This window comes from Pseudomonas sp. D1-1 (assembly GCF_051132225.1).
In the GTDB taxonomy this organism is placed as follows: domain Bacteria; phylum Pseudomonadota; class Gammaproteobacteria; order Pseudomonadales; family Pseudomonadaceae; genus Aquipseudomonas.
Map to the genome: position 1 here is coordinate 4,078,624 of NZ_CP071676.1, position 21,376 is coordinate 4,099,999.

General features: G+C 54.8%; 16 protein-coding genes. 3 read left to right on the plus strand and 13 right to left on the minus strand.

Annotated elements, in window-relative coordinates; translation table 11 throughout:
* Window position 1: 1 nt before the first annotated feature.
* Genes kdpB through kdpF form a run of 3 tightly spaced genes read right to left on the minus strand, consistent with a single transcriptional unit; the run spans window position 2 to window position 3,859 of the window.
* The gene (gene kdpB, locus J3P86_RS18235) at window positions 2-2,056 is read right to left on the minus strand and encodes a potassium-transporting ATPase subunit KdpB (protein ID WP_434698579.1); all 2,055 of its coding nucleotides are present in this window, start codon (window positions 2,054-2,056) and stop codon (window positions 2-4) included.
* Window positions 2,057-2,066: 10 nt separating this feature from the next.
* A complete protein-coding gene (kdpA, locus tag J3P86_RS18240) occupies window positions 2,067-3,761 on the minus strand; it encodes a potassium-transporting ATPase subunit KdpA (protein ID WP_434698581.1) in 1,695 nt (564 codons plus the stop codon).
* An 8-nt stretch (window positions 3,762-3,769) separates the two neighbouring features.
* Window positions 3,770-3,859, minus strand: a complete 90-nt coding sequence (gene kdpF / locus J3P86_RS18245) for a K(+)-transporting ATPase subunit F (protein ID WP_003218754.1) — start codon at window positions 3,857-3,859, stop codon at window positions 3,770-3,772.
* Between the two features lie 404 nt (window positions 3,860-4,263).
* Here kdpF and eat point away from each other — a divergent pair, with 404 nt between their 5' ends.
* Both eat and J3P86_RS18255 read left to right on the plus strand, forming a co-directional pair.
* Complete coding sequence (gene eat, locus J3P86_RS18250; RefSeq protein WP_434656546.1) at window positions 4,264-5,628, plus strand: ethanolamine permease; 1,365 nt, start codon at window positions 4,264-4,266, stop codon at window positions 5,626-5,628.
* A 120-nt stretch (window positions 5,629-5,748) separates the two neighbouring features.
* Window positions 5,749-5,916 (plus strand): DUF2897 family protein, encoded by a 168-nt coding sequence (locus J3P86_RS18255; protein WP_003183831.1) that lies wholly within the window; start codon window positions 5,749-5,751, stop codon window positions 5,914-5,916.
* A gap of 56 nt (window positions 5,917-5,972) precedes the next feature.
* Here the strand turns inward: J3P86_RS18255 and J3P86_RS18260 are convergent, their stop codons facing one another.
* The 4 genes from J3P86_RS18260 to J3P86_RS18275 all read right to left on the minus strand — a co-directional run bounded on the left by J3P86_RS18260 (window position 5,973) and on the right by J3P86_RS18275 (window position 10,048).
* A complete protein-coding gene (locus tag J3P86_RS18260; protein WP_434629384.1) occupies window positions 5,973-6,824 on the minus strand; it encodes an urea carboxylase-associated family protein in 852 nt (283 codons plus the stop codon).
* A gap of 15 nt (window positions 6,825-6,839) precedes the next feature.
* Entirely contained in the window at window positions 6,840-7,493 is a 654-nt protein-coding gene (locus tag J3P86_RS18265) for a GntR family transcriptional regulator (RefSeq protein ID WP_434629381.1), read from the minus strand.
* A 110-nt stretch (window positions 7,494-7,603) separates the two neighbouring features.
* The gene (locus tag J3P86_RS18270; RefSeq protein ID WP_434698582.1) at window positions 7,604-7,939 is read right to left on the minus strand and encodes a ComEA family DNA-binding protein; all 336 of its coding nucleotides are present in this window, start codon (window positions 7,937-7,939) and stop codon (window positions 7,604-7,606) included.
* Window positions 7,940-8,053: 114 nt separating this feature from the next.
* A complete protein-coding gene (locus J3P86_RS18275) occupies window positions 8,054-10,048 on the minus strand; it encodes a polysaccharide biosynthesis protein (RefSeq protein WP_434700657.1) in 1,995 nt (664 codons plus the stop codon).
* 507 nt (window positions 10,049-10,555) lie between these two features.
* On the opposite strand from J3P86_RS18275, the gene J3P86_RS18280 reads away from it, so the two are divergent.
* Window positions 10,556-11,542, plus strand: a complete 987-nt coding sequence (locus J3P86_RS18280) for a glycosyltransferase family 2 protein (protein ID WP_434698583.1) — start codon at window positions 10,556-10,558, stop codon at window positions 11,540-11,542.
* A 75-nt stretch (window positions 11,543-11,617) separates the two neighbouring features.
* On the opposite strand, the gene J3P86_RS18285 is transcribed toward J3P86_RS18280, so the two are convergent.
* The 6 genes from J3P86_RS18285 to J3P86_RS18310 form a co-directional block, all read right to left on the minus strand.
* A complete protein-coding gene (locus J3P86_RS18285; RefSeq protein ID WP_434698584.1) occupies window positions 11,618-12,634 on the minus strand; it encodes an MraY family glycosyltransferase in 1,017 nt (338 codons plus the stop codon).
* A gap of 91 nt (window positions 12,635-12,725) precedes the next feature.
* Window positions 12,726-16,910 carry a methyltransferase gene (locus J3P86_RS18290; protein ID WP_434698585.1) on the minus strand — a complete coding sequence of 1,395 codons (4,185 nt, stop codon included), beginning with the start codon at window positions 16,908-16,910 and terminating at the stop codon, window positions 12,726-12,728.
* Window positions 16,907-18,217, minus strand: coding sequence for an ABC transporter ATP-binding protein (locus J3P86_RS18295; protein ID WP_434700658.1), 1,311 nt, complete (start codon window positions 18,215-18,217; stop codon window positions 16,907-16,909). Before J3P86_RS18295 ends, J3P86_RS18290 begins: the two co-directional genes overlap by 4 nt.
* The gene (locus tag J3P86_RS18300; RefSeq protein ID WP_434698587.1) at window positions 18,204-19,007 is read right to left on the minus strand and encodes an ABC transporter permease; all 804 of its coding nucleotides are present in this window, start codon (window positions 19,005-19,007) and stop codon (window positions 18,204-18,206) included. Before J3P86_RS18300 ends, J3P86_RS18295 begins: the two co-directional genes overlap by 14 nt.
* Window positions 19,008-19,471: 464 nt before the next feature.
* Complete coding sequence (locus tag J3P86_RS18305) at window positions 19,472-20,419, minus strand: UDP-glucose 4-epimerase family protein (protein WP_434698588.1); 948 nt, start codon at window positions 20,417-20,419, stop codon at window positions 19,472-19,474.
* Window positions 20,419-21,339, minus strand: coding sequence for a glycosyltransferase (locus J3P86_RS18310; protein WP_434629361.1), 921 nt, complete (start codon window positions 21,337-21,339; stop codon window positions 20,419-20,421). The genes J3P86_RS18305 and J3P86_RS18310 overlap by 1 nt, the downstream gene beginning before the upstream one ends.
* Window positions 21,340-21,376: the final 37 nt, after the last annotated feature.

Here is a 21,376-nt window from a genome sequence, read left to right on the forward strand (position 1 = left end):
CTCAAACCAACCCCAACCCCGTCAGCAACAGATCAATCGCCTTGATCCCCACGAACGGCACCGCGATCCCGCCGAGGCCGTAGATCAGCAGATTGCGTCGCAGCAACGCCGCCGCACTTGCCGCCTGCACTCGCACGCCACGCAAGGCCAAGGGAATCAGCACGACGATGATCAGGGCATTGAAGACGATGGCCGAGAGGATCGCGCTCTGTGGGCTGTTCAGGTGCATGACGTTCAACACGCCGAGCTGTGGATAAATCGAGGCGAACAGCGCCGGCAAAATCGCAAAGTACTTGGCGATGTCATTGGCGATGGAAAAGGTCGTCAGGGCCCCGCGGGTTACCAGCAATTCCTTGCCGATCTGGACCACGTCCAGCAACTTGGTCGGGTCGCTGTCGAGATCGACCATGTTGGCCGCCTCCCGCGCCGCCTGGGTGCCGTCGTTCATCGCCATGCCGACATCGGCCTGGGCCAGGGCCGGGGCGTCGTTGGCGCCGTCGCCGCACATGGCGACCAGCCGGCCGTCGTTCTGTTCGTGACGGATGCGCGCCAGTTTTTTCTCCGGCGTGGCCTCCGCCAGCACATCATCGACGCCCGCCTCGGCGGCAATCGCGGCAGCGGTCAGCGGGTTGTCACCGGTGACCATGACGGTGCGGATGCCCAGCTTGCGCAGCTCGGCAAAGCGCTCGCGGATGCCGGGCTTGACCACATCCTTGAGGTGAATGGCACCGAGCAATCTGCCGTCCACGCAGACCAGCAACGGCGTGCCGCCGCTTTGGGCGATCTTGTCGATTTCCCGCGCCAGTACCGGCGGCAGCTCGTTGCGTGGCAGGCCGATGAAACTCAGCAAGGAATCCACCGCGCCCTTGCGATAGACGCGCCCCTGATGATCCACGCCGGACAACCGCGTCTCGGCGCTGAATGGCACCGCCGTCAGCGCGTCCAAAGCAGGCTCGGGTTGGGGATGCAAGCCGCGCAGATACTCGACGATGGATTTGCCCTCGGCCGTATCATCGGCCAACGAGGCGAACAACGCGCCTTCAGCCAGTTCCCTGGCGCTCACCCCAGGAGCGGCATAGATCGCCGCACAGCGACGGTTGCCAAAGGTGATGGTGCCGGTCTTGTCCAGCATCAGCACGTGGACATCGCCCGCCGCCTCCACCGCACGGCCGGATTTGGCGATGACGTTCAGGCGCACCAGACGGTCCATCCCGGCGATGCCGATCGCCGACAGCAGCCCGCCGATGGTGGTGGGAATCAAGGTCACCAACAGTGCTACCAGAAACACCAGCGGCAGGCTGCCATTGGCGAAATGGGCGAACGGCTGCAGCGTCACCACCACCAGCAGGAAGATCAGCGTCAGGCCGATCAGCAGGATGTCCAGCGCCACTTCGTTCGGGGTTTTCTGGCGCTTGGCGCCTTCGACCAAGGCAATCATGCGGTCCAGGGTGGATTCGCCGGGATTGCTGGTGATGCGTACCAGCAACCAGTCGGAGACCAGCCGAGTGTTGCCGGTGACGGCCGAACGGTCCCCGCCGGATTCGCGAATGACCGGTGCCGACTCCCCGGTGATCGCCGCTTCGTTGACGGCCGCGATGCCCTCGATCACTTCCCCGTCGCCAGGGATCATTTCCCCTGCGGCGACACGCACCACGTCACCTTTGCGCAAACGGGTGGCGGGAATCACTTCAAAGCCGTCCGCCGTCTGGCGGCGAGCACTCAGGCCTTCGCTGCCAGCCTTGAGACTGTCGGCACGGGCCTTGCCACGACCTTCGGCCAAGGCTTCGGCGAAGTTGGCAAACAACACGGTGAACCACAGCCACAGGGCGATCTGGGCAGCGACGAAAGTCGGCACGGCGTCGTCGGGAACCAGGCAGAGCACGGTGGTGAGGATTGCGGTCAGCTCCACCACCAGCATTACCGGGGCGCGGTGCAACTGGCGCGGATCGAGCTTGACGAAGGCTTGCACCAGCGCCGGCCGCCACAGCGCCGACAGCTGGGTTTGCGGTTGTTCCGGCGCCTTGGCGACGACGGTTTTGCTCATTGGCATATTCATCATCTATTCCTCAGAAACCCATGCTCAGGTGTTCGGCGATCGGCCCCAGGGCCAGGGTCGGCAAGAACGTCAGGCCACCCACCAGGAGGATGGTCACGGTCAGCAGGGTCACGAACAGCGGGCCGTGGGTCGGGAAGCTGTTCTGGCCGATCGGTGCGGTTTTCTTCAGGGCCAGGCTGCCGGCCAACGCCAGCACCGGCAGGATGTAGCCGAAACGGCCAATCAACATGCCCAGGCCCAGCATCAGGTTATGGAACGGCGTGTTCGCGCCGAAACCGGCAAACGCAGAACCGTTGTTCGCCCCCGCCGAGGTGTAGGCGTAGAGCAACTGACTGAAGCCATGAGCGCCAGGATTGCTCACCGCCGCGGCGGGCCCGGGCAGGCCTGCGGCAATCGCGCCGAGCACCAGCACACTCACCGGCATCACCAGCAGCGTCACCACCAGCAACTGCACTTCCCGGGCGCCGAGTTTCTTGCCCAGGTATTCCGGCGTACGACCGATCATCAACCCGGCCAGGAACACCGCGATCAACACGTTGAGCAGCATCCCGTAGAGCCCGGCGCCAACACCGCCGAAAATTACTTCGCCCAGCATCATGTTCACCAGCGCGATCATGCCGCTCAGCGGGTTGAGGCTGTCGTGCATCGCGTTGACCGAGCCGTTCGAGGCTGCCGTGGTGGTCACCGACCAGAGCACCGTGGCCGTGGTGCCGAAACGTGACTCCTTGCCTTCCAGCGGCGCGGCCTGTTCAACGGCCGCGTTATCAAGGGCCGGGTTGGGTTGGAATTCCGCCCACAGCGACGTCGCGCCGCCGATCAGGAACAGCGCCAGCATGCAGGCGATGATTGCCCGACTCTGGCGCAGGTCCTTGACGTAATGGCCGAACGTGAACACCAGCGCCGCCGGGATCAGGATGATCGACGCGACTTCAAACAGATTGCTCCAGGCCGTCGGGTTCTCGAACGGGTGCGCCGAGTTGACACCGAAAAAACCACCGCCGTTGGTGCCCAGTTGCTTGATTGCAATCTGGCTGGCGGCCGGGCCCAATGGAATCACCTGGTCGACGCCCTGCATCGTCACCCCGTGCACATACTGCGCGAAGGTTTGCGGCACGCCCTGCCACACCAGAAACAGCGCCAGCAGCAGGCACAGCGGCAACAGTCCATAGAGGGTGGCACGGGTCATGTCGACCCAGAAATTGCCCAACGTCGTCGCGGACTTGCGCCCGATCCCACGACACAGCGCCACCAGCACGGCCAAGCCGGTGGCGGCGCTGACGAAGTTCTGCACCGTCAGACCGACCATCTGGCTCAAATAGCTGAGGGACGCCTCCCCGCTGTAGGACTGCCAGTTGGTGTTGGTCACGAAGCTGACCGCCGTATTGAAGGCCTGGGTCCATTCCATGCCTGGCAGGTTTTCCGGGTTAAGTGGCAAATGACCCTGCAACAACAGGATCGCAAACAACAGCACAAATCCCGCCAGATTGAATGCGAGCAAGGCCAGGGTGTACTTCTGCCAACTCTGCTCGGCAGTCGGATCAATGCCGGCCACCTTGTAGCAACCGCGCTCCACCGGCCCAAGAATCGGCGACAGCCAGGTACGCTGGCCCTCCATCACCCGGTAGTAAAACCGTCCCAGAAACGGTGCCGGAATCAGCACCAGAGCAAAAAAGCCGAGGATCAGCCCGAAGTCATAACCGTGCATAACCGCTCCTAGTTCCGATCCGCGCGCAACAGCGCAACCAGCAGATAAATGAACAGCGCCACTGCCAGCAGCAATGACACCCCGTCCAGAACACTCATGGGATTTCTCCGTGGAACGGCGTCATGCCGTGTGTGGGGGGATTGTCGGCAGGGAGGGTGTAAAGGCGCGAGATCGAGGCAGGGTGTGGGGGATAAAGAATCTGTAAAAATCGACTTGATGGTTGGCTGGGCGGGCCCCTTCGCGAGCAGGCTCGCTCCCACAATGGCTCTGTTGTGAACAGAGATTTTGCGTCTACCGAAGATCCCTGTCGGAGCGAGCTTGCTCGCGATGAGGCCAGCCCAGGCACCTACGCTCCGAACTGGGGCATAAATCCGGCCAATCCAGCAGTGAACATTCCCGATACGACACGATTTCGCCTATTACGACCGGTTCCAGCCCTGTGGCACGTCCACTGCACTGCCCTCTCCCCAGCGCTTTTGCTATTTATCGAGGGGAGCCACCGATGAACACACAACTCAAACCCACCCTGGGCACCCTGCACTTATGGGGCATCGCCGTTGGCCTGGTGATTTCCGGTGAGTATTTCGGCTGGAGTTACGGCTGGGGAGTCGCCGGAACGCTGGGCTTTCTGGTGACGTCGTTCATGGTCGCGGCCATGTACACCTGCTTCATCTTCAGCTTTACCGAACTGACCACCGCCATTCCCCACGCTGGCGGACCGTTCGCTTACAGCCGTCGAGCCTTTGGCGAAAAAGGCGGCTTGATCGCCGGCCTGGCAACCCTGATCGAATTTGTCTTCGCACCACCGGCCATTGCCTTGGCCATCGGCGCCTACCTGAATGTGCAATTCCCGGCGCTCGACCCGAAACACGCTGCCGTCGGCGCCTACATCGTGTTCATGGGCCTGAACATCCTCGGGGTGAAACTGGCCGCGACCTTCGAGCTGATCGTCTGCGTGCTTGCCGTCGCCGAGTTGCTGGTCTTCATGGGCGTGGTCGCACCCGCGTTCAGTTTCAGCAGCTTTGCCCTGAACGGCTGGGCCGGTTCCGACGTGTTCGGTGCACCGGCCATTGCCGGAATGTTCGCCGCCATTCCCTTCGCGATCTGGTTCTTCCTCGCCATCGAAGGCGCGGCCATGGCCGCTGAAGAAGCCAAGGATCCGAAACGCACGATCCCCAAAGCCTACATCAGCGGCATCCTGACGTTGGTGTTCCTGGCCATGGGCGTGATGTTCTTCGCCGGTGGCGTCGGTGACTGGCGCACCCTGTCAAACATCAACGATCCCCTGCCGCAAGCCATGAAAACCGTCGTCGGTGAAAGCTCCGGCTGGTTGCACATGCTGGTGTGGATCGGCCTGTTCGGCCTGGTAGCCAGTTTCCACGGGATCATCCTTGGCTACTCACGCCAGTTCTTCGCCCTGGCCCGCGCCGGTTACCTTCCCGCGTCCCTCGCCAAACTGTCACGCTTCCAGACCCCACACCGGGCCATCATCGCCGGCGGCCTGATCGGCATCGCGGCGATCTACAGCGACGGCCTGATCAACCTCGGCGGCATGACCTTGACCGCGGCCATGATTACCATGGCCGTGTTCGGCGCAATCGTCATGTACATCATGAGCATGCTCAGCCTGTTCAAACTGCGCAAAACCGAACCGAATCTCGAACGTACGTTCCGCGCCCCCGGCTATCCGATCGTACCGGGGATCGCCCTGGCGCTGGCGGTGGTGTGCCTGGTGGCGATGGCCTGGTTCAACACGCTGATCGGGCTGATCTTCCTCGGCTTCATGGCAGTCGGCTTCGTCTATTTCTTCCTCACGGCACAACTGCGCGCAGACGCGCCGGCCGATGCGATGTTGACCGGGCTATAAGGTGGACCCGGCATAACCGGCGTAGTATGGAACCACTGCGAACAGCCTTCGCTCATAAGTGGTAGAGGCAATGGCCGGCGAAATACTCGCTTGGCTACTGCCCCACTCAAGGAGAACCCTATGCCCTGGTATGCCTGGTTGATCCTGATCGTCGCCATCGGCTCGATCGTTGGCGGCCTGATGATGCTGCGTGACACCGCCAACAAGGTGGAACTGACGGATGAGCAACGCAAACGTGTTGCCGAGCGCAATGCGGAAATGGATGCGAAAGAGGCCAAGGACCGCTGACCTGCTGTTGTGGCGAGGGAGCAAGCTCCCTCGCCACAACAAACCAGCAAACACAATTACTTCTCCCAATCCGCCTTGGCAATATGCAACCCATGCAGCCCCTTGTAAGCCGCCCGCTCCGGTTGACTCCAGCCCTGCAACAACGAATCCTCCAACCGGTAAACCTCCACCCCCAGCGGACGACAGACGCTTAAAGGATCCTCGGCATCCGGCCCCCACATGGCCAACGACAGATCCCCCCCAGGACAGGTCGATAACGCGCACAACAAATCAATCTCTGCGAAGAATTCCAAGTAATCACCCTTCTGCGCCGGACACGCCTTCATGAAATACATGTCGTCATGATTCAGCCCGGTGCATTGGAAAATATTCAACACATCGTGCACATCGAACTCGGTCAAACCATGAGGCAATACCGCCCGGGTCAGATTCGAGTGGCAATGATGATGGAAATCCTCACCGGTCAGCATCTTGTTCACGTAAGGATCACAACGCGTCCCCAACAGATCATGTAGACGCCCGCCATGCTCGTCGATGCCGTAGCCGGCCAGGCTGTCATCAGTGATCGTCACCAGTGGACGTAGAAACGGCAAATTCGACCACAACCGATCGTGGGTGCTGACATGCGCGCCCTGGAGTTGCCGAGTACGCGCAGCCCACAGGCGCTCTCGCGGATCATGGGCATTCCAGACGTTGAAGTCTCCCACCTGCGGCCCCACCGGTGTGGTGACGCGAAACACATGCCCCGCTGGCACATGCCAAGCGCGACCGGTGCGGATCGGCACCTCGAACTGCTCGATGAGCGTGCGCTTGCCCTGCTCGGCGCGGATGCGCTCGTAGAAGGGTTGGTCTACTTGCAAGGCTGAGCCTTTGCTGACCTGGTAAGCAGCGGGGTAGTCTTTGTACATGGCGAGGTCCTTTGTTCATTGAGGTGTGGCGCAAACCAACAGGTGCAGAAGCAACTGTTCGGAATCGTCGAGATAAAGGTTCATCCCCTCCAGGGCTGCGAGCTTGTTGCCTTCAGCCAACCAGTCATGGATTTGTCGATCTCGGGCGAGCCAAGGCGCCTGGAAGCGCGCCTCATCGGGAGCGGAACAGAACACCAGGCGCATCTGGGCAACCACGTTAGTGAAAAACTCATCAAGCAAAGGACTGCGCATCAGCCCAACGATGTGCTGGTGGAACGCCAAGCCGTGGGTCCCGACGGCGCGCCAGTCCTCGCGCTCACGAGCCAGCTCAGCCGCTTCAAGGGTTTCGAGCATCCGGTCGGACTGATAGTCGCTCAAGGGCTTGCTGGCCATGATGGCCTGTAGCTCCAAGGTACGACGGACCTTGAACAGATCCCGCACGTCATCGGCATCCAACCTACGGACCATCACCCCTTTGTTACGCACGTAACGGGTCAACCCTTCCTGGCCGAGACGATGCAAGGCTTCACGGATGGTATTGCGTGATGCGTTATAGGCGGATGCCAGGTTGTTTTCTATCAGCGCCATGCCTGGAACCAGGCGACCGCCGATAATATCGGCTCGCAGTTCGAGGGTGATCTGGTCGGCCAGGGAGAGAGAGCTAGTCATGGGTAAGCCTGGGATTGTTGAACAATCGTTTGCCAACAACCAACCATTTATCGTGCCAGATCGACCAGATATAAAAAGGCCAGTCGATTCGACCGGCCTCCTTCGTTACCTCAATTCACTTCCAGTTTGTCGCGGTTTCTGTCGAGGATCGCCTTTCCGATCCCTTTGACCTCCAGCAGCTCCTCCACTGAAGAGAAAGGTCCATTACTATCCCTATATGCAACAATCGCCTCCGCCTTACCCTTGCCTATGCCGGACAGCTCGCGCTGCAATGTCGCAGCATCTGCCCCATTGATATCGACCTTGGCGCTTTGCGTGGTGACCGGTTGCTCCACCGCTTGTTGCGCAGCCATTGACACCGGCTTGGCCGCTGGGGCCGCGATAGCAACGATCGAGGCGCTGGTAAGCAAGGCAAAGATCACCGAGTAGAGGTAGCTTGTACGCATAAGTGACGCTCCATGACATCGTTAATAGAAAAGCAGCTTTTCCGAAGCTGCTTCTCAAACTTAGGCGATGATGGATGGCTGTCAAAAATGTGTACGTTTCGAATTGTGTAACAATCAGGGTTCGAGACGGCGCTGCTGGTACACCCAGTCGACGATCTCGCCGTCGGGTGTATAGCCGTGGACAGTCTCGCGCAGCAGCTGTCGCACTCGAGTGTAATCATCTCCCTCGACCGCGACGAGCAACTCGCCCAACTTGAGCTTGAGTACGTCCCAAGGCAAATGATCCTCGTTGGCGGTCATGATCATCGGATGCTCGGTAGCCGCAACGTTGTCGCCGATCAGCAACTCCTCGTACAGCTTCTCACCAGGCCGCAGGCCGGTGAACTCGATGGAAATGTCACCCTGGGGATTGCGCTCCGAACGGATGCTCAAGCCGGAAAGATGAATCATCTTCTCCGCAAGCTCGACAATCTTTACCGGTTCACCCATATCCAACACGAAGACATCCCCACCCTGCCCCATGGACCCCGCCTGGATCACTAACTGCGCAGCTTCGGGGATCGTCATGAAATAACGGGTGATTTTCGGGTGGGTGACCGTCAGCGGCCCCCCACACTTGATCTGGCTGTGAAACAAAGGAATCACCGAACCCGAGGAACCCAATACGTTGCCAAAGCGAACCATCGTGAAACGGGTCTTGTTTACCCGCGATACATTAGCCCTGTCGCCAAACAACACAGGCGCAACCTCCCGACTCAAGGCCTGAAGCGTCAACTCAGCCAAACGCTTGGTGCTACCCATGACATTCGTCGGCCGCACCGCCTTGTCGGTGGAAATCAGAACAAAATTGGAAACCCCCGACTGCAGTGCAGCCTGCGCCGTGTTCAACGTACCTATAACGTTGTTCAACACGCCCTCGGCAATGTTGTGCTCTACCATCGGCACATGCTTATACGCCGCCGCGTGGTAAACGGTGTCCACCTTCCAGGTTTTCATCACATCCAGCAATTTTTCCGGATGACGGATAGAACCCAGGATCGGTAACAACTTGATCGAAGTAGACTCGCGATCAGTACGCTGCTGCAGCTCGGACAGAATGCTGTAGAGATTGAACTCACTGTGATCGAACAGTAGAAGCGTGGTCGGCCCCAAGGAAAATATCTGCCGGCACAGCTCCGAACCGATTGAGCCCCCAGCGCCTGTCACCATCACTGTCTTACCCTTGACGCAACGCCTGAGCAAGTCAGGGCGAGCCGGTACGGCATCCCGACCGAGCAGGTCGGCGATGTCGACTTCCTGGATATCGTCCACTTTTACCCGGCCACTGGCCAGATCAGTAAAGTTCGGCACGCTTCGTATGTGAAGCGGATAACCCTCCAACAGATTGAGGATCTCCCTGCGCCGTGCACGGGTGGACGACGGCAACGCAAGGAGAATTTCCTGCGCACCCGTTACATCAATCATTTGCTGGATGTGCTTGGGCTTGTAAACCTGAAGACCCGAGATGGAACGATCGGCAATGCCGGGGTCGTCATCAATAAAAGCGACCGGACGCATGACCTTTCCCATGCGCAACGCCGCAACCAACTGATTGCCAGCCACGCCCGCCCCATACACGGCGACCTTGGTCAGGCCATCGTCACGAGTGGTAAACGGCACATGCTGGGCAGCCGTAAACCAATCCCCCATGAAATACTGGCGCATACACAGCCGCAATCCGCCGATAATGACAAGGCTCAGCCACCAATAGTTAAAGATGATCGATCGTGGGATCACCGTTTGGTGGTTACTGTACCAATAGACAACGACCGCCAGAACAAGCGACGAAAGGCTGACCGCCTTGATAATGGCTACAAGAGCGTCGTTGCCAAAATAGCGCATGACCGCTCGATACATACCGAAACGGATGAATAACGGAATGGCGATGAGAGGAGCGGAGGCGAACAGCCAGACATGAGCCTTCAAAGGATCATACATGTCATCTATGCCGAGGCGGACGATGAAGGCCAGCCAGAGGGCCAACCACACAAGGGCTACATCTGTAACGACTTGAATGAGGCGTTTTTTCCGACGCGGCAAGCCTAAGAGGAACGTCCTCAGCCCCTTCATAACGTCATCGAACACTGTCGCTCACTCCCTTTTTTAATGACGCAGCGCTGGAATTGTACTGCCTGTTCAGTTTTAGCACATCTCCCGGACGAACTAACCTATAACCATCACCCCGGAACGAGCTTTCATGAAGCCACTGTAACGCCACCACAGCAACGCTCAGCCCCCAAATGTTACATCAAGAACTCATGAACTGACGAAACCACACGCGAGTGGTGCGATGTGATTTTTCTGCATGAGCCGATCGCGCTCCTCCCAGTTCAGAAAAAAATCGAACCAATACACGAACGATGACTCAGCGCTTCGAATAGATCACTTTTTCCTGACGAACTGCCTGTAGAAAAGACTTTTTAACGAATCCACTTTAAAATACCCCTCCGGTACGTGCTGCAGGAGGCTTCGGCCATGGCTCCCGTCCGCAAGGACAGTCTGGCTCGAATTACGAAATCGTTATAGCTGCAAGCCAGCGCCGGCACCGCATCTATTTGGCAATGTTTGAGATCAAGAATGAATACGCGCCCTTCTCACACCGAATTGAATCTGCACACAGCAGCCGGTATCGACTTGACAACTCATCACAGCAAAGTTGGTATTCTACTTTGCACCTATAATGGCGCTGCTTATATCCAGGAACAATTGCGCTCATTTGCAACCCAGACCCATAAGGATTGGGTAATCTACGCATCCGATGACGGTTCAAGCGACGACACCATAAAGCATCTCAAGAATTTCCAGCTCCAGAATGGAGAAGACCGCTTAATCATTCTAAATGGCCCGCATCAGGGCTTTGCAAAAAATTTCCTGTCTTTAATAAAAAACCGATCCATTGAAGCGGACTACTTCGCATTCAGTGACCAGGACGATGTCTGGTTTCCCGACAAATTAGAACGAAGTATCGCCCAGCTCGAGCCCCTGCAAGACACGCCGGCGCTTTACTGCTCCAGAACCCGTCTTGTTTCTGCCGACGGGCAGTTCATCGGGCTTTCGCCGCGCTTTTCAGCGCCTCCTCACTTTCGCAACGCATTGGTTCAAAGTATAGCCGGGGCCAACACAATGCTGATAAATCGTCAGGCCCGAGCGTTATTGGCGAAAACGCCCGACGAGTCAATAATTGTCGCCCACGATTGGTTGACGTATCTCTTGGTCAGCGGGTGTGGGGGCAAAGTTTTTTTCGATCAGACGCCCACCCTCGATTACCGGCAACATGACGGCAACCTGATCGGAGCAAACTCAGGCCTCAGGGCGCGACTGACTCGCTTGGTCAAGATGTGTACGGGACGGTTCAAAGAGTGGAGCGACCAGAACCTCAATGTATTGGCCGAATTCAAGCCGACATTGACAACGGAAAACCGACGCGCACTTGAACAATTCGAACAAGCGCGCCAAAGCGCCCTATTCCCTAGATTACGCCTGATGAAGGAAGCCGGAATATACCGACAGACGAGCAAAGGGAATGTCAGCCTCTTTCTCGCCGCGTGCCTTAATAAAATCTGAACGCCTGTATAACGCAACGACGCCGTTTCTAGCCAGGCGTGCGCAAGCCAGTTGCGCCTAAGCGCGTGAACAAAATCATCCGGCTTCAGCCTGCCCCGCTTCGTATTTGATCGCAAGCAGTACCAAGGGTAAATAGGCCAGGGACAAACCTATAACCCCATCCAACCCGTACCATGTGACGCACACCGCGATGGGTAACAGCCACAGCAAGTTGATTCCTCCGACCACAACGGTCACAGGCCAGTGCCTGCGGTATCTACGCGATGCAACTTGATAGGCATGACTGCGGTGCGCCTCATAGACCTTCTCGCCGCGAATCAAACGCCGAAATAAAGTGAGGGATGCATCGACGATAAATACCCCTAAAAGAATCAACCAGCCCCAGAAAAACATAAATGATGTCCAGGCTGCATGAAGCGTGACGATACCAAGGATAATACCCAGGAACCCGCTGCCAGCATCCCCCATGAAAATTCGGGCCTGTGGAAAATTCCATAGCAGAAATCCGGCAGTGGAAGAGGCCAGCAAAAGAGCAGGCCAAACCAAGTGATCCGCATCGCCCAATGCATACAGCACACATGCACCCAAGCAAGCAGTAATCACTTCGATGCTTGCAATGCCATCGATACCGTCCATGAAGTTGAACAGATTAAGCATCCAGACAAGGAAGAATGCAGCCAATATCGACCCCAGCCAACCTAAGTTGACATGCTCGCCAAATACACTTATAGGAGCTAGACCGCCGATCCAACAAAGAGCCCATATCGCTGCTGCAAAATGTCCCAGTAACCGCCATCGCGCAGCAATATGCCCATGATCATCCATGAAACCTATTACTGCAACAAATGCTCCAGCTCCAATCGCAGACAGAAATAAATCGACGGGGATCAATTGCTTAAACAACAGTACCGACAGCGCGACCAGAAACGTCACGACGACAGCGACCCCCCCACCCCGCGGCGTAGGTATAGAATGAGAGCTACGGTCGTTGGGCATATCGATTAAACTTTTGCATAATGCATAGCGCCGCAACAGCGCCGTCAAAACAAACGCGCTGGTGAAACTGAACAGCAAAAACCAGAACCAGTTCATAGAGTCGCCATCCCAATCCGTAGAGACCACAAACAACGCCGGCACGCCGCAAGCCAATCAAATTCGACAATCACCAAGTGCATATAACTGTTCATTTCTTATGGACACCGACCACTTCATATAAAGGCCGTTTTGTCAGCATCCTCTTGATCTTCTGACGCACCTCATACGGAACGGAATCCCGAACCCTGTGCATTCCAGGCTTACGGTAAAGAGTCCAAAGAGCCAGCAGCATCAACTCTTTATAGGTCAACAAACTGTCCATATCAGCCGAAACAGCTGACCTAACCGGTAGTTGCAATACAGCTTGACTGTCTCGGGCACCGTCGAATCCACAATGGCATAACGCGAGGTAATCGGTGTTGTAAAAATCATCCTGGCATGCCGAGTTATCAACACACGGTGCGGGTAAACTTTGGCCGGCAGCCAGTTCCTTAATGAACATCTGGACTTTTGACAGCAAAACGGCAGGTTCCATCCCGTACTCATAGATCAGGGTACTGTTTCGACCACTGAGCCGCTCCGGAAAAGCTCCAATATCGGGAGCGATGATGGGCAATCCTGACTCCATCGCAAAACTCAATGTATAGCTGTACGTTTCGGGGCACTGACTCGGAAACAGGAAGAGATCGATATCGTTAGTCTTGATCAAGGCGGCCAGTTCGTCAGATTCATAATGGCCAGTGCACTTAATACCGTTCAGTTCTCGGTAAGCAAATCCGATCAATTTAAAGTCGATAGGGGTTTGCGTGGAGAATGCGACTGCCGCCATCTGCTCCAGATAATCTGCGCCCTTTTCCTTACCCAACGCACCGATCACCCCCACGTTGTACCGTGATTTGGTCAACAATGGGGTTACCGCAGCGTGAATGTTACGCAAATGCTCGACGTGCCCTGCGATTACAGCGTTAGCCAATTCATAATGTCGTTTATAGATCGAAAGCGTATAGCTGGAAGGAAAAATCACCTTCAGGGCATGTTCTATAAATCCCCTTAGCTGTTCGCGCCAGTCCTGCGCGGAAACGCCACGAGGTAAAGGGAAGTTCGGATTTTCAATGTTATCCGCGTAAGCACCAGGGTAGAAACCTCGTTGATTTGTCAACGTAGGATTACCGCAAAGCCAATAATAGTCATGAACCGTCAAAGCATACGCGGCGTCCAGTTCTGCGGGCAGTTCCAGCAGCGCAGGATTGAGCCCTAACGAATGATGGAAATGCACCAAGTTGACTCCGCAGGCTTTTAGGAGCGCTACGAGGGCGCTGTGATCCTTGGGCAGCTGGAACACCAGTTCGTCCGCTCCGGTAAAAAGTCCCATACGCAACGTAATCGCAGCGGTGCCCCTGTGAGGCGCCAAGAACAGGCAGCACGCATTGGACCCGACCGCTTCGGCCAACTCTTCCAGATGCTGTCGAACGCCACCGCCTGCTTCATGAGAAATGTGCAACACCTTTGGCCGATCCAAAGACCCGATCAGTTGAGCAAAACGCCTGATACGGACGCTCTTTAGCGGATCTGCAACGATGAAGCGTTGTATGTCCAAGTGATAATCTGGATGAAGCTCCGCGATCATCTTGGAGGCATGGTCAGTCAGAGCCTGTTTGGAGGAAGAGAAGCTTACCCCTCCCTCATGAAAAGCATAAAGGTTAGGGGTGACGATGTTAAGCCAGCCCGCTTTCAGTCCGCGCTGACACAAATCGTTTTCCTCGCCGTAACCTCTACCGAACTTCTCTTCATTCAGTAGACCGATAAGCTCCAGGCAATCCCGACGTACATACATGCAAAAGCCTACACCCGTCGGCACCTGGGCGACTGGCAGACGCGGATTAGAGAACACCGAGTCGATCTCGTCGACGCTTAATCCGAACGCCGCTTCGTTCTCGAGCAGAAAAGCCGGGAAACTACAGATAGTAGCATTGTTGGAAAATGGGGTGACCGTGCCGATGTTGGGTGCGATGTATGCCTCCGACGCCAAACGCTCCAACCAATCCACCGGAACGATGACGTCACTGTTCAAAAAGACAATGTCGTCCTCAGGCCTATGGCGCATACCGCGATTCACGGTTTTGACGAAACCAAGATTCTGCTGATTTTCCAGAACCATGAGGACATCAGGCCATTGTTTCTGCAACTCAAGCAGCATGTCCTGCATGCCCGCGTCTGGACTGTAGTCATTAAGCGCAATGAGTTTCGACTCACAGGCAATAATGCCTGGCATTGCGGCCAGAATGCAGCGCCTGGTCATCTCCACATCCCTGTAGATAGGCAAGATGACACTTATGGAACGCACACGCTTTACAGGCTCCTCCACGACGCCATGAGTGGCTTCCAACATCGAAGCATTTATCTCTTGACCCCGTAGATAAGCGGTCAGCGTTTTTTTGGAATGCTCCAATCCCCTTTGAAGACAACCACTACCTTTACGCAGGGAGCGCGCAAAAAAACGGAGAGGTTTTGTTATGAGCCAGGAGTTGGAACTGACGATAGCGCCATAAATCGCCTCTCGTTCAACCAGCTGTTTGGATAATCTGTCGATCTCCTCTTCTGCAACGTTCAGGCCTCGAGAGGTTTGCGCCAGTAAGGTTTGGGAAACGTTGAAGGCTGAGAACAGATTATCTTCAGTAATGATCTGATCACCGTCCCAACTCAGGAACTCACTGATCTCCCGACCATTGATGACGTTTTGAACTGACGCTTCGAGGAGCAGAAAATCTTTAACATCGTTATCGCTAATTGGATAACCGGCCGCCTCACAACTTTTGAAAACAAAACCTCTTCTCGTGACAGGTCCCGATTCAGCACCTTTAGCGAAGCGAGTTACCGATGACAACAACTGCGTCAAGGTTTTGAACAACAGAAATTCAAGTCGTACAGGCGAATTCAGCGCCCACTCCTTGTCGATTAGCTGAGGACTGCTATCACCGTTGACAATAATATTCTGCGGGACTGCGTCTATCAAAGTCCCTGGCAATATATTCAGCTCATTTCCCGCTGTTTCCGATACGAGTCCCAGAACAGTTACATATTGCTTAAGAAACGCCCCCACATCGGCGTACGTCCAGCCCTCGGCATTGACTATGTGGATCAGCTTGTTTACAAAAACCTCACCCTGTATGTAAGGCTCTGACTCAGGCAGCCTGAACTTGACGATCGTGCCCTCATCGGAGGCGTTGGCTGCAAGCTTGCCGAGCTTCTCATAATGCACGCGAATCCCATCGTTCGGGTTCATCCTGAATTCTGAACGCTTACAATAGACAGCGCGACGGTCGCAACTATAATGCACAGCCAAGACCTCAGGCTCTACTCGTTTCCGCGACCCGGCCGAAGCAGCAATCAGGAAAGAATTGGCCATATCCAGCCCAAGGCCGTTGCTGATTATTTGCGGCCAAGACAACTCAAGCGAAAACGTCGTAAGTTTTGGCAGCTGCGGATCGCGTCTAACGGTTTGCGTAGCGAAAGCACACGCATCAAAGACGGATTCATTAAACCCGCGCTCGGTTACAACTGAAACCGGCAGTTTGTAATCCGGAAAGGGCGCCATGAACTCTCGCGTTGAAAAACCCGCATCGGCAAGTAATGAACTCAGCGCCTTTTTTCCATAGGTTTGCGGGGTATGGCTGCTGTAACGACCTTCAACGCCAAACATTGGCGCGCTCACGTGATCTTCAGGAGCACCCGCAAAATATTTCAAGCCGAGCTGGTTCTCGATAGCGATGATCAACAATCCATCCGGCTTTAGCAGTGAACGAACCTTTTCCAGCATCTTCGGTCCGGGGCTGTCTCCGGAAATGAATAAATTGGCATATTCAAACACGCCAATCAACGTAACGACATCAAACTTTTTATCAATATCAAAATCTTCAAATGACTCAGCCAACACGGAGACATTCTCAAGGTCTCTGGTTCGAGTTCGTGCAATACTTGCCCTTCGGTAACTGCCTTCCAGCGCCAAAACTCGCCCCCCCTGTTCGCCCAGGTAACGAGTGATAGCTCCGCAACCAGCGCCAATCTCCAACACGTCACCCGAAAACTCTGCCTCGAAAACCCGAAGCAAATTCGAACGACTGCTGGATAGATAGTACATCGACGGCCAATCTGTGCAGGAGCGGCGCAACTCATCGGAAAAAACACTGACATCGCTGGCTTGATCAAGCAAAAACTTTATGCGCAACTCAGTATTGTCGCCATCACTATAGTTAATGCTCGAATAACCTGGTTTTGACCAAATCTTGAGATTCTCATCAAAACGATAGCCGGCTTGCCTCAATAGAGTATTCAATTTACAACCTTCTTGGCACGAATGCTGGAGTCAAGATTCACCAGCCCAAAAAATTTATCTGTAGGACGAACCTGAATATGAATCGAGTCGTAGCGGCGATCCCTTGGCGTGACATCCTCTCCTTCCTTGGTCGAGACACCTATGGAAATGAAATAGTCACCAGGCGCCAGATCGCAGGAGATTCGCATTTCAACTTCAACAATATCGCCCTTGCGACCTAACATCCGGAAATCCGGACATTCCAGAGTCTCACTGTTGACACCATATACGGTTACACCTTCCTTGGTTTTGATTGTCATACCGAGGATAGGGCATACCAAATCGGTATCAAACTTCACAAAGACCACAAGCTTGATGTTCGATCCCGTATCGACGGCAACAGGATAATCGACTCCGGCACAACCAAGATAAAAATCGATGATCGTGGCGGCTCCATCGCCCCAGCGGTACTCGTTTGGGTTGTAATTGGGATGCGATTCGAAAACGTCAGCACCTCCAGCGGGCGCAAGGTACGTCTGCGACTCACTCTTCACCGATTCGTCCATGGTGGCTACCGAATGCGGAGTCTTGCCAAAAAGCAAGTCCAGATAACGATTGACCACCTGGCGTGGTTCTCCCTGCTCCAGCTGCAGGCCATAATCCAGCAGGAACGCCTTATCGCAATGGGAAACTATCTGTTCACTCGAATGGGTAACCAGGAGAATGCTGGTGCCATTCTCCTTGAGTTTTTTCAGGCGATCAAAACAGCGCGCCTGGAATTTAGCATCCCCGACGGCCAAGGCCTCGTCAACGATCAGAATGTCAGGTTCTACCTGAGCCTGAACGGAGAAAGCCAAACGTACCAACATGCCGCTCGAGTACGTCTTTACGGGCTGATTTATGAAGTCGCCGATATCGGCGAAGCCTATAATGGCATCGTACTTACTGTCTATTTCCGCCTTACTCAGCCCCAGAATCGAAGCGTTCAGGTACACGTTCTCTCGCCCGGTAAAGTCCGGATTGAAACCAGACCCTAGCTCTAGCAAGGCTGCTATTCGACCATGAGTTTCTACGGTTCCGCCAGTTGGATTAAGCGTGCCACACAAAATTTGTAACAGGGTCGACTTACCGCTGCCGTTACGTCCGACGATACCTACGGTTTCTCCTTTACGTATTTCAAAAGAGATATCGCGGAGCGCCCAAAATTCCCGACAGTAGCGTTTTTTTCCGCGGCTTAGCATTTGAAGCAATCGATCTCTTGGCTTGTCATAAATCTCATAACACTTACTGAGATTTTGAACCTTAATGGCGATTTCAGAGGACATCAGCAAACCCCTTACGTGTTTTCTGAAACCATGCGAAGCCCAACCAAGCCACCGTGAGCGAACCAGCCATATAGATCGCCAATACTTTAAAATCAGGCCACCGCCCCCAAAACAGCACATCACGTGCATACTCGACGGCTGGAGTGAGTGGGTTAAAAATCATGAAACTCTGATACCTCTCCGGCAACGCACTGACAGGATAAAAAATGGGTGAGAGAAACATTAATACGGTGGTTAATATACCTATAACTTGTGTTACGTCCCGCAAGTAAACACCGAGTGAGGCGAATAGCCACATCAACCCTAGCACCAGAAATATCAGCGGCAATATTACCAAGGGAAAAAGTATGGCGGTCATCTGTGGCACTCCAAACAGCAGGATATAGGCGACCAGCCAGACGATCCAGCTGATTACCATATGAAACAGTGCAGAGCCAACAGTCACCCACGGTAGAATTTCCAGAGGAAAAACAACTTTCTTGACATAATTCGTATTGGCGATAATCAGTGTGGGACTTCGATTGAAACATTCCGCAAACAGATTAAACACAATCAGGCCCGCAAACAAAATCAAGGCAAACTCCGTTTTTGAATCACTTCCACCACTCCAGCGAGCCTTGAAAACGACGCTAAATACAAATGTGTAGACGGCCAACATGAATATAGGATTAAAAAAAGACCAGAGAATACCCATGAACGAACCCCGGTATCGTCCAACCACCTCTCGCTGTACCAAAGCACTGATCAAACTGCGATTTCGCCAGAAACTGTTGATAGCTTCCTTCGGCGTCATGGGGAAATTTAGCACTAAATACACCTAAATATTCGAAGAATAAGCTACGTCAAAAACCGCCTGACCACGGCCATTTTGATCTTCATGAATCGCTCTTGCCTTTCTGCACAGGCTCAAAAAATTCATCATTATGTAATGCCATTACTGCAATTCGGGCCCTCTGCCAATGCATGGATAAGCGAGATATCGTATGCATTAATGAAGGTCCATCCTCTTCGGACAAGCCGATCCGGCGGAGCCTACTTGCTCCCAGGTTTCCAGTTGATTCGTACTGGGCGCAATCCCGGGGGCGCGCTTGACTCCCTGACGTATTCCATCTCCGGTGCGACCGCCAGACCCCACAAGCATAATCTTTTTCCAGAGGCAGCCAGCGTCCTCATTTAGAGAACGCGTCCCGCCCCGAAGCGTCTACGTTTGGATCTCTGCTTCGCGACCTCCACCTCAGGCAATCTGCTTGTAGCCTCTTATGATGGGCGGTTAGCAACCAATTCAAGCGCCTCGTCCACGCTGACTGGCGGAGACCAACCTAACAAGGAGCATGTCTTTTCAATATCGACCTGTAATGAAGCACACAATCTGTCTGCCATCGCCTTCTTCCCCAGCAATGATGCAGCTAAGCGCAGCGCGGTTTCCGGCAACGGCAACAAATACACGCGAACCTTCAACGCTTCAGCCATCCGTAGGAGCAGTTGCGTCGTAGACAGATCCTCACCATCGCTCACGAGGAAAATTTGATTTGCGGCAGCAGGATGAGCAATACAGGTAATGACCAGATCCACGAGATTGTCCAGCGCCACCAAACTGCGGCGGTTGTTCAGCCCACCCAACGGAAGCGGCACTCCCCTGCTGAGCCAACGCATCATATTCAGGAAGTTGGCTTTTACTCCGGGCCCATACACGAGTGGCGGGCGGATGATCACAATTTCGATCCCAGTATCGCGGCTGACCTTCATCAGACCATCCTCTGCCTCCCGTTTCGATATTCCATATGCATCCACTGGAGCAGGCGTGTCGTCGGCCCTGAACGGCCTTCCCGGCCCAGTTCGCTCACCATTGACCTTGATCGAACTTATGAAGATAAAACGCTTGACGCCGGAGGCGGCTGCAAGCTTCGCCAGCCGCAGAGTTCCTTCGACGTTGGCTTTGCGATACTCAGCTAGCGCATCAACTGCGACGTCATTCATGACATGCACACGAGCGGCGGCATGGACAATGACTTGAACGTCCCGCAGTGATGGCAAGACGTCAGGGTCTGTTAAATCGAGGCGCTCAAATTGACACTGCGCATTGGCCGGCGTTTTGTCACGAGTTGCCCCGATAACGGCGTATTGGCGATCCGCCAACAAACGGGAAACCAAGGCTTTTCCAATAAAGCCGTTCGCCCCTGTCACGAGGATCTTTGAAACGCTCATCAGGCTGTGTTTTCTCTAAAAGCCACTACCCAGCAAACCAGAAAGAAAAACACTCTGTCTCGAAAGCAACGTCGGCACTTCCGAGCGCTGAACGACAATCTTATTAGTTGCTTACGCTGCAATCCCAACCAGCCTCTAACAAACGGTTCGTCTGAACACCCTACTAACTGGGCTATCAGCCGAACCTGATTGAACCACCAGCCGCTGCGAATTGCCTTATAGCGTGCCAGCAAAGAACTCAAGCCCTTGTTGGCACCCACCTGATTGCTTTCATGCTGGCGGTAACTCATTGATGGTTGAGGATCAATGTACCAACGATAACCGTGGGCACGGGCGTACGCATAGCAATACCAATCATGCAAGCTGACGCTTTGCAGTTGTTGCCAGTTTTCACAAACGGAAGTCGTGAGCGAAGCCGCCAGGCCCTTGCTCATCACGTAGGTACAGCCGGGCCCAGCTGCTTCAAATAGAAAATCCCATTCGACCTGGGGCTGCGCCTTGTCGAGCAAATGAGTTTTGCCGTCGGGCCAGAACGCCACTACGTTGCTGGAGTACCCTTCTACATCAAGGGTGCGCATGATTTGGGTGGCGCGGTGGAGTTTATCAGGCTGCCAGATATCATCCTGATCAGCGAAAGCGATGAAATCATAATCACTGAAATCAACATCACGGACCAACCTGAAAAAATTGCGCGACGCCCCTCCGAAGCGACCGGCGGAAGGCAGGACGACAATACCGGAACGCTCCTCGGCGTAACTCGCGCACCATCCCTCAGTGCCGTCACTGGAAGAATCAATGCTGATAAAAACAGTTACATCCACAGTCAACTGACCGAGGATTGAATTCAACTGCTCTTCAATCCAGCGCATACCATTATAGGCAGCCAGCAAAACTGCAATCTTGGGGAGCTTTACCGACATGCCATTCCTGTATGCATTGGGCTAAACGAATAGAACA

Bases quoted from the DNA above. Each gene is read 5' to 3' on its own strand.
- kdpB (WP_434698579.1), bottom strand. From the start codon at position 2,056: ATGAATATGCCAATGAGCAAAACCGTCGTCGCCAAGGCGCCGGAACAA.
- kdpA (WP_434698581.1), bottom strand. From the start codon at position 3,761: ATGCACGGTTATGACTTCGGGCTGATCCTCGGCTTTTTTGCTCTGGTG.
- kdpF (WP_003218754.1), bottom strand. From the start codon at position 3,859: ATGAGTGTTCTGGACGGGGTGTCATTGCTGCTGGCAGTGGCGCTGTTC.
- eat (WP_434656546.1), top strand. From the start codon at position 4,264: ATGAACACACAACTCAAACCCACCCTGGGCACCCTGCACTTATGGGGC.
- J3P86_RS18255 (WP_003183831.1), top strand. From the start codon at position 5,749: ATGCCCTGGTATGCCTGGTTGATCCTGATCGTCGCCATCGGCTCGATC.
- J3P86_RS18260 (WP_434629384.1), bottom strand. From the start codon at position 6,824: ATGTACAAAGACTACCCCGCTGCTTACCAGGTCAGCAAAGGCTCAGCC.
- J3P86_RS18265 (WP_434629381.1), bottom strand. From the start codon at position 7,493: ATGACTAGCTCTCTCTCCCTGGCCGACCAGATCACCCTCGAACTGCGA.
- J3P86_RS18270 (WP_434698582.1), bottom strand. From the start codon at position 7,939: ATGCGTACAAGCTACCTCTACTCGGTGATCTTTGCCTTGCTTACCAGC.
- J3P86_RS18275 (WP_434700657.1), bottom strand. From the start codon at position 10,048: ATGAAGGGGCTGAGGACGTTCCTCTTAGGCTTGCCGCGTCGGAAAAAA.
- J3P86_RS18280 (WP_434698583.1), top strand. From the start codon at position 10,556: ATGAATACGCGCCCTTCTCACACCGAATTGAATCTGCACACAGCAGCC.
- J3P86_RS18285 (WP_434698584.1), bottom strand. From the start codon at position 12,634: ATGAACTGGTTCTGGTTTTTGCTGTTCAGTTTCACCAGCGCGTTTGTT.
- J3P86_RS18300 (WP_434698587.1), bottom strand. From the start codon at position 19,007: ATGACGCCGAAGGAAGCTATCAACAGTTTCTGGCGAAATCGCAGTTTG.
- J3P86_RS18305 (WP_434698588.1), bottom strand. From the start codon at position 20,419: ATGAGCGTTTCAAAGATCCTCGTGACAGGGGCGAACGGCTTTATTGGA.
- J3P86_RS18310 (WP_434629361.1), bottom strand. From the start codon at position 21,339: ATGTCGGTAAAGCTCCCCAAGATTGCAGTTTTGCTGGCTGCCTATAAT.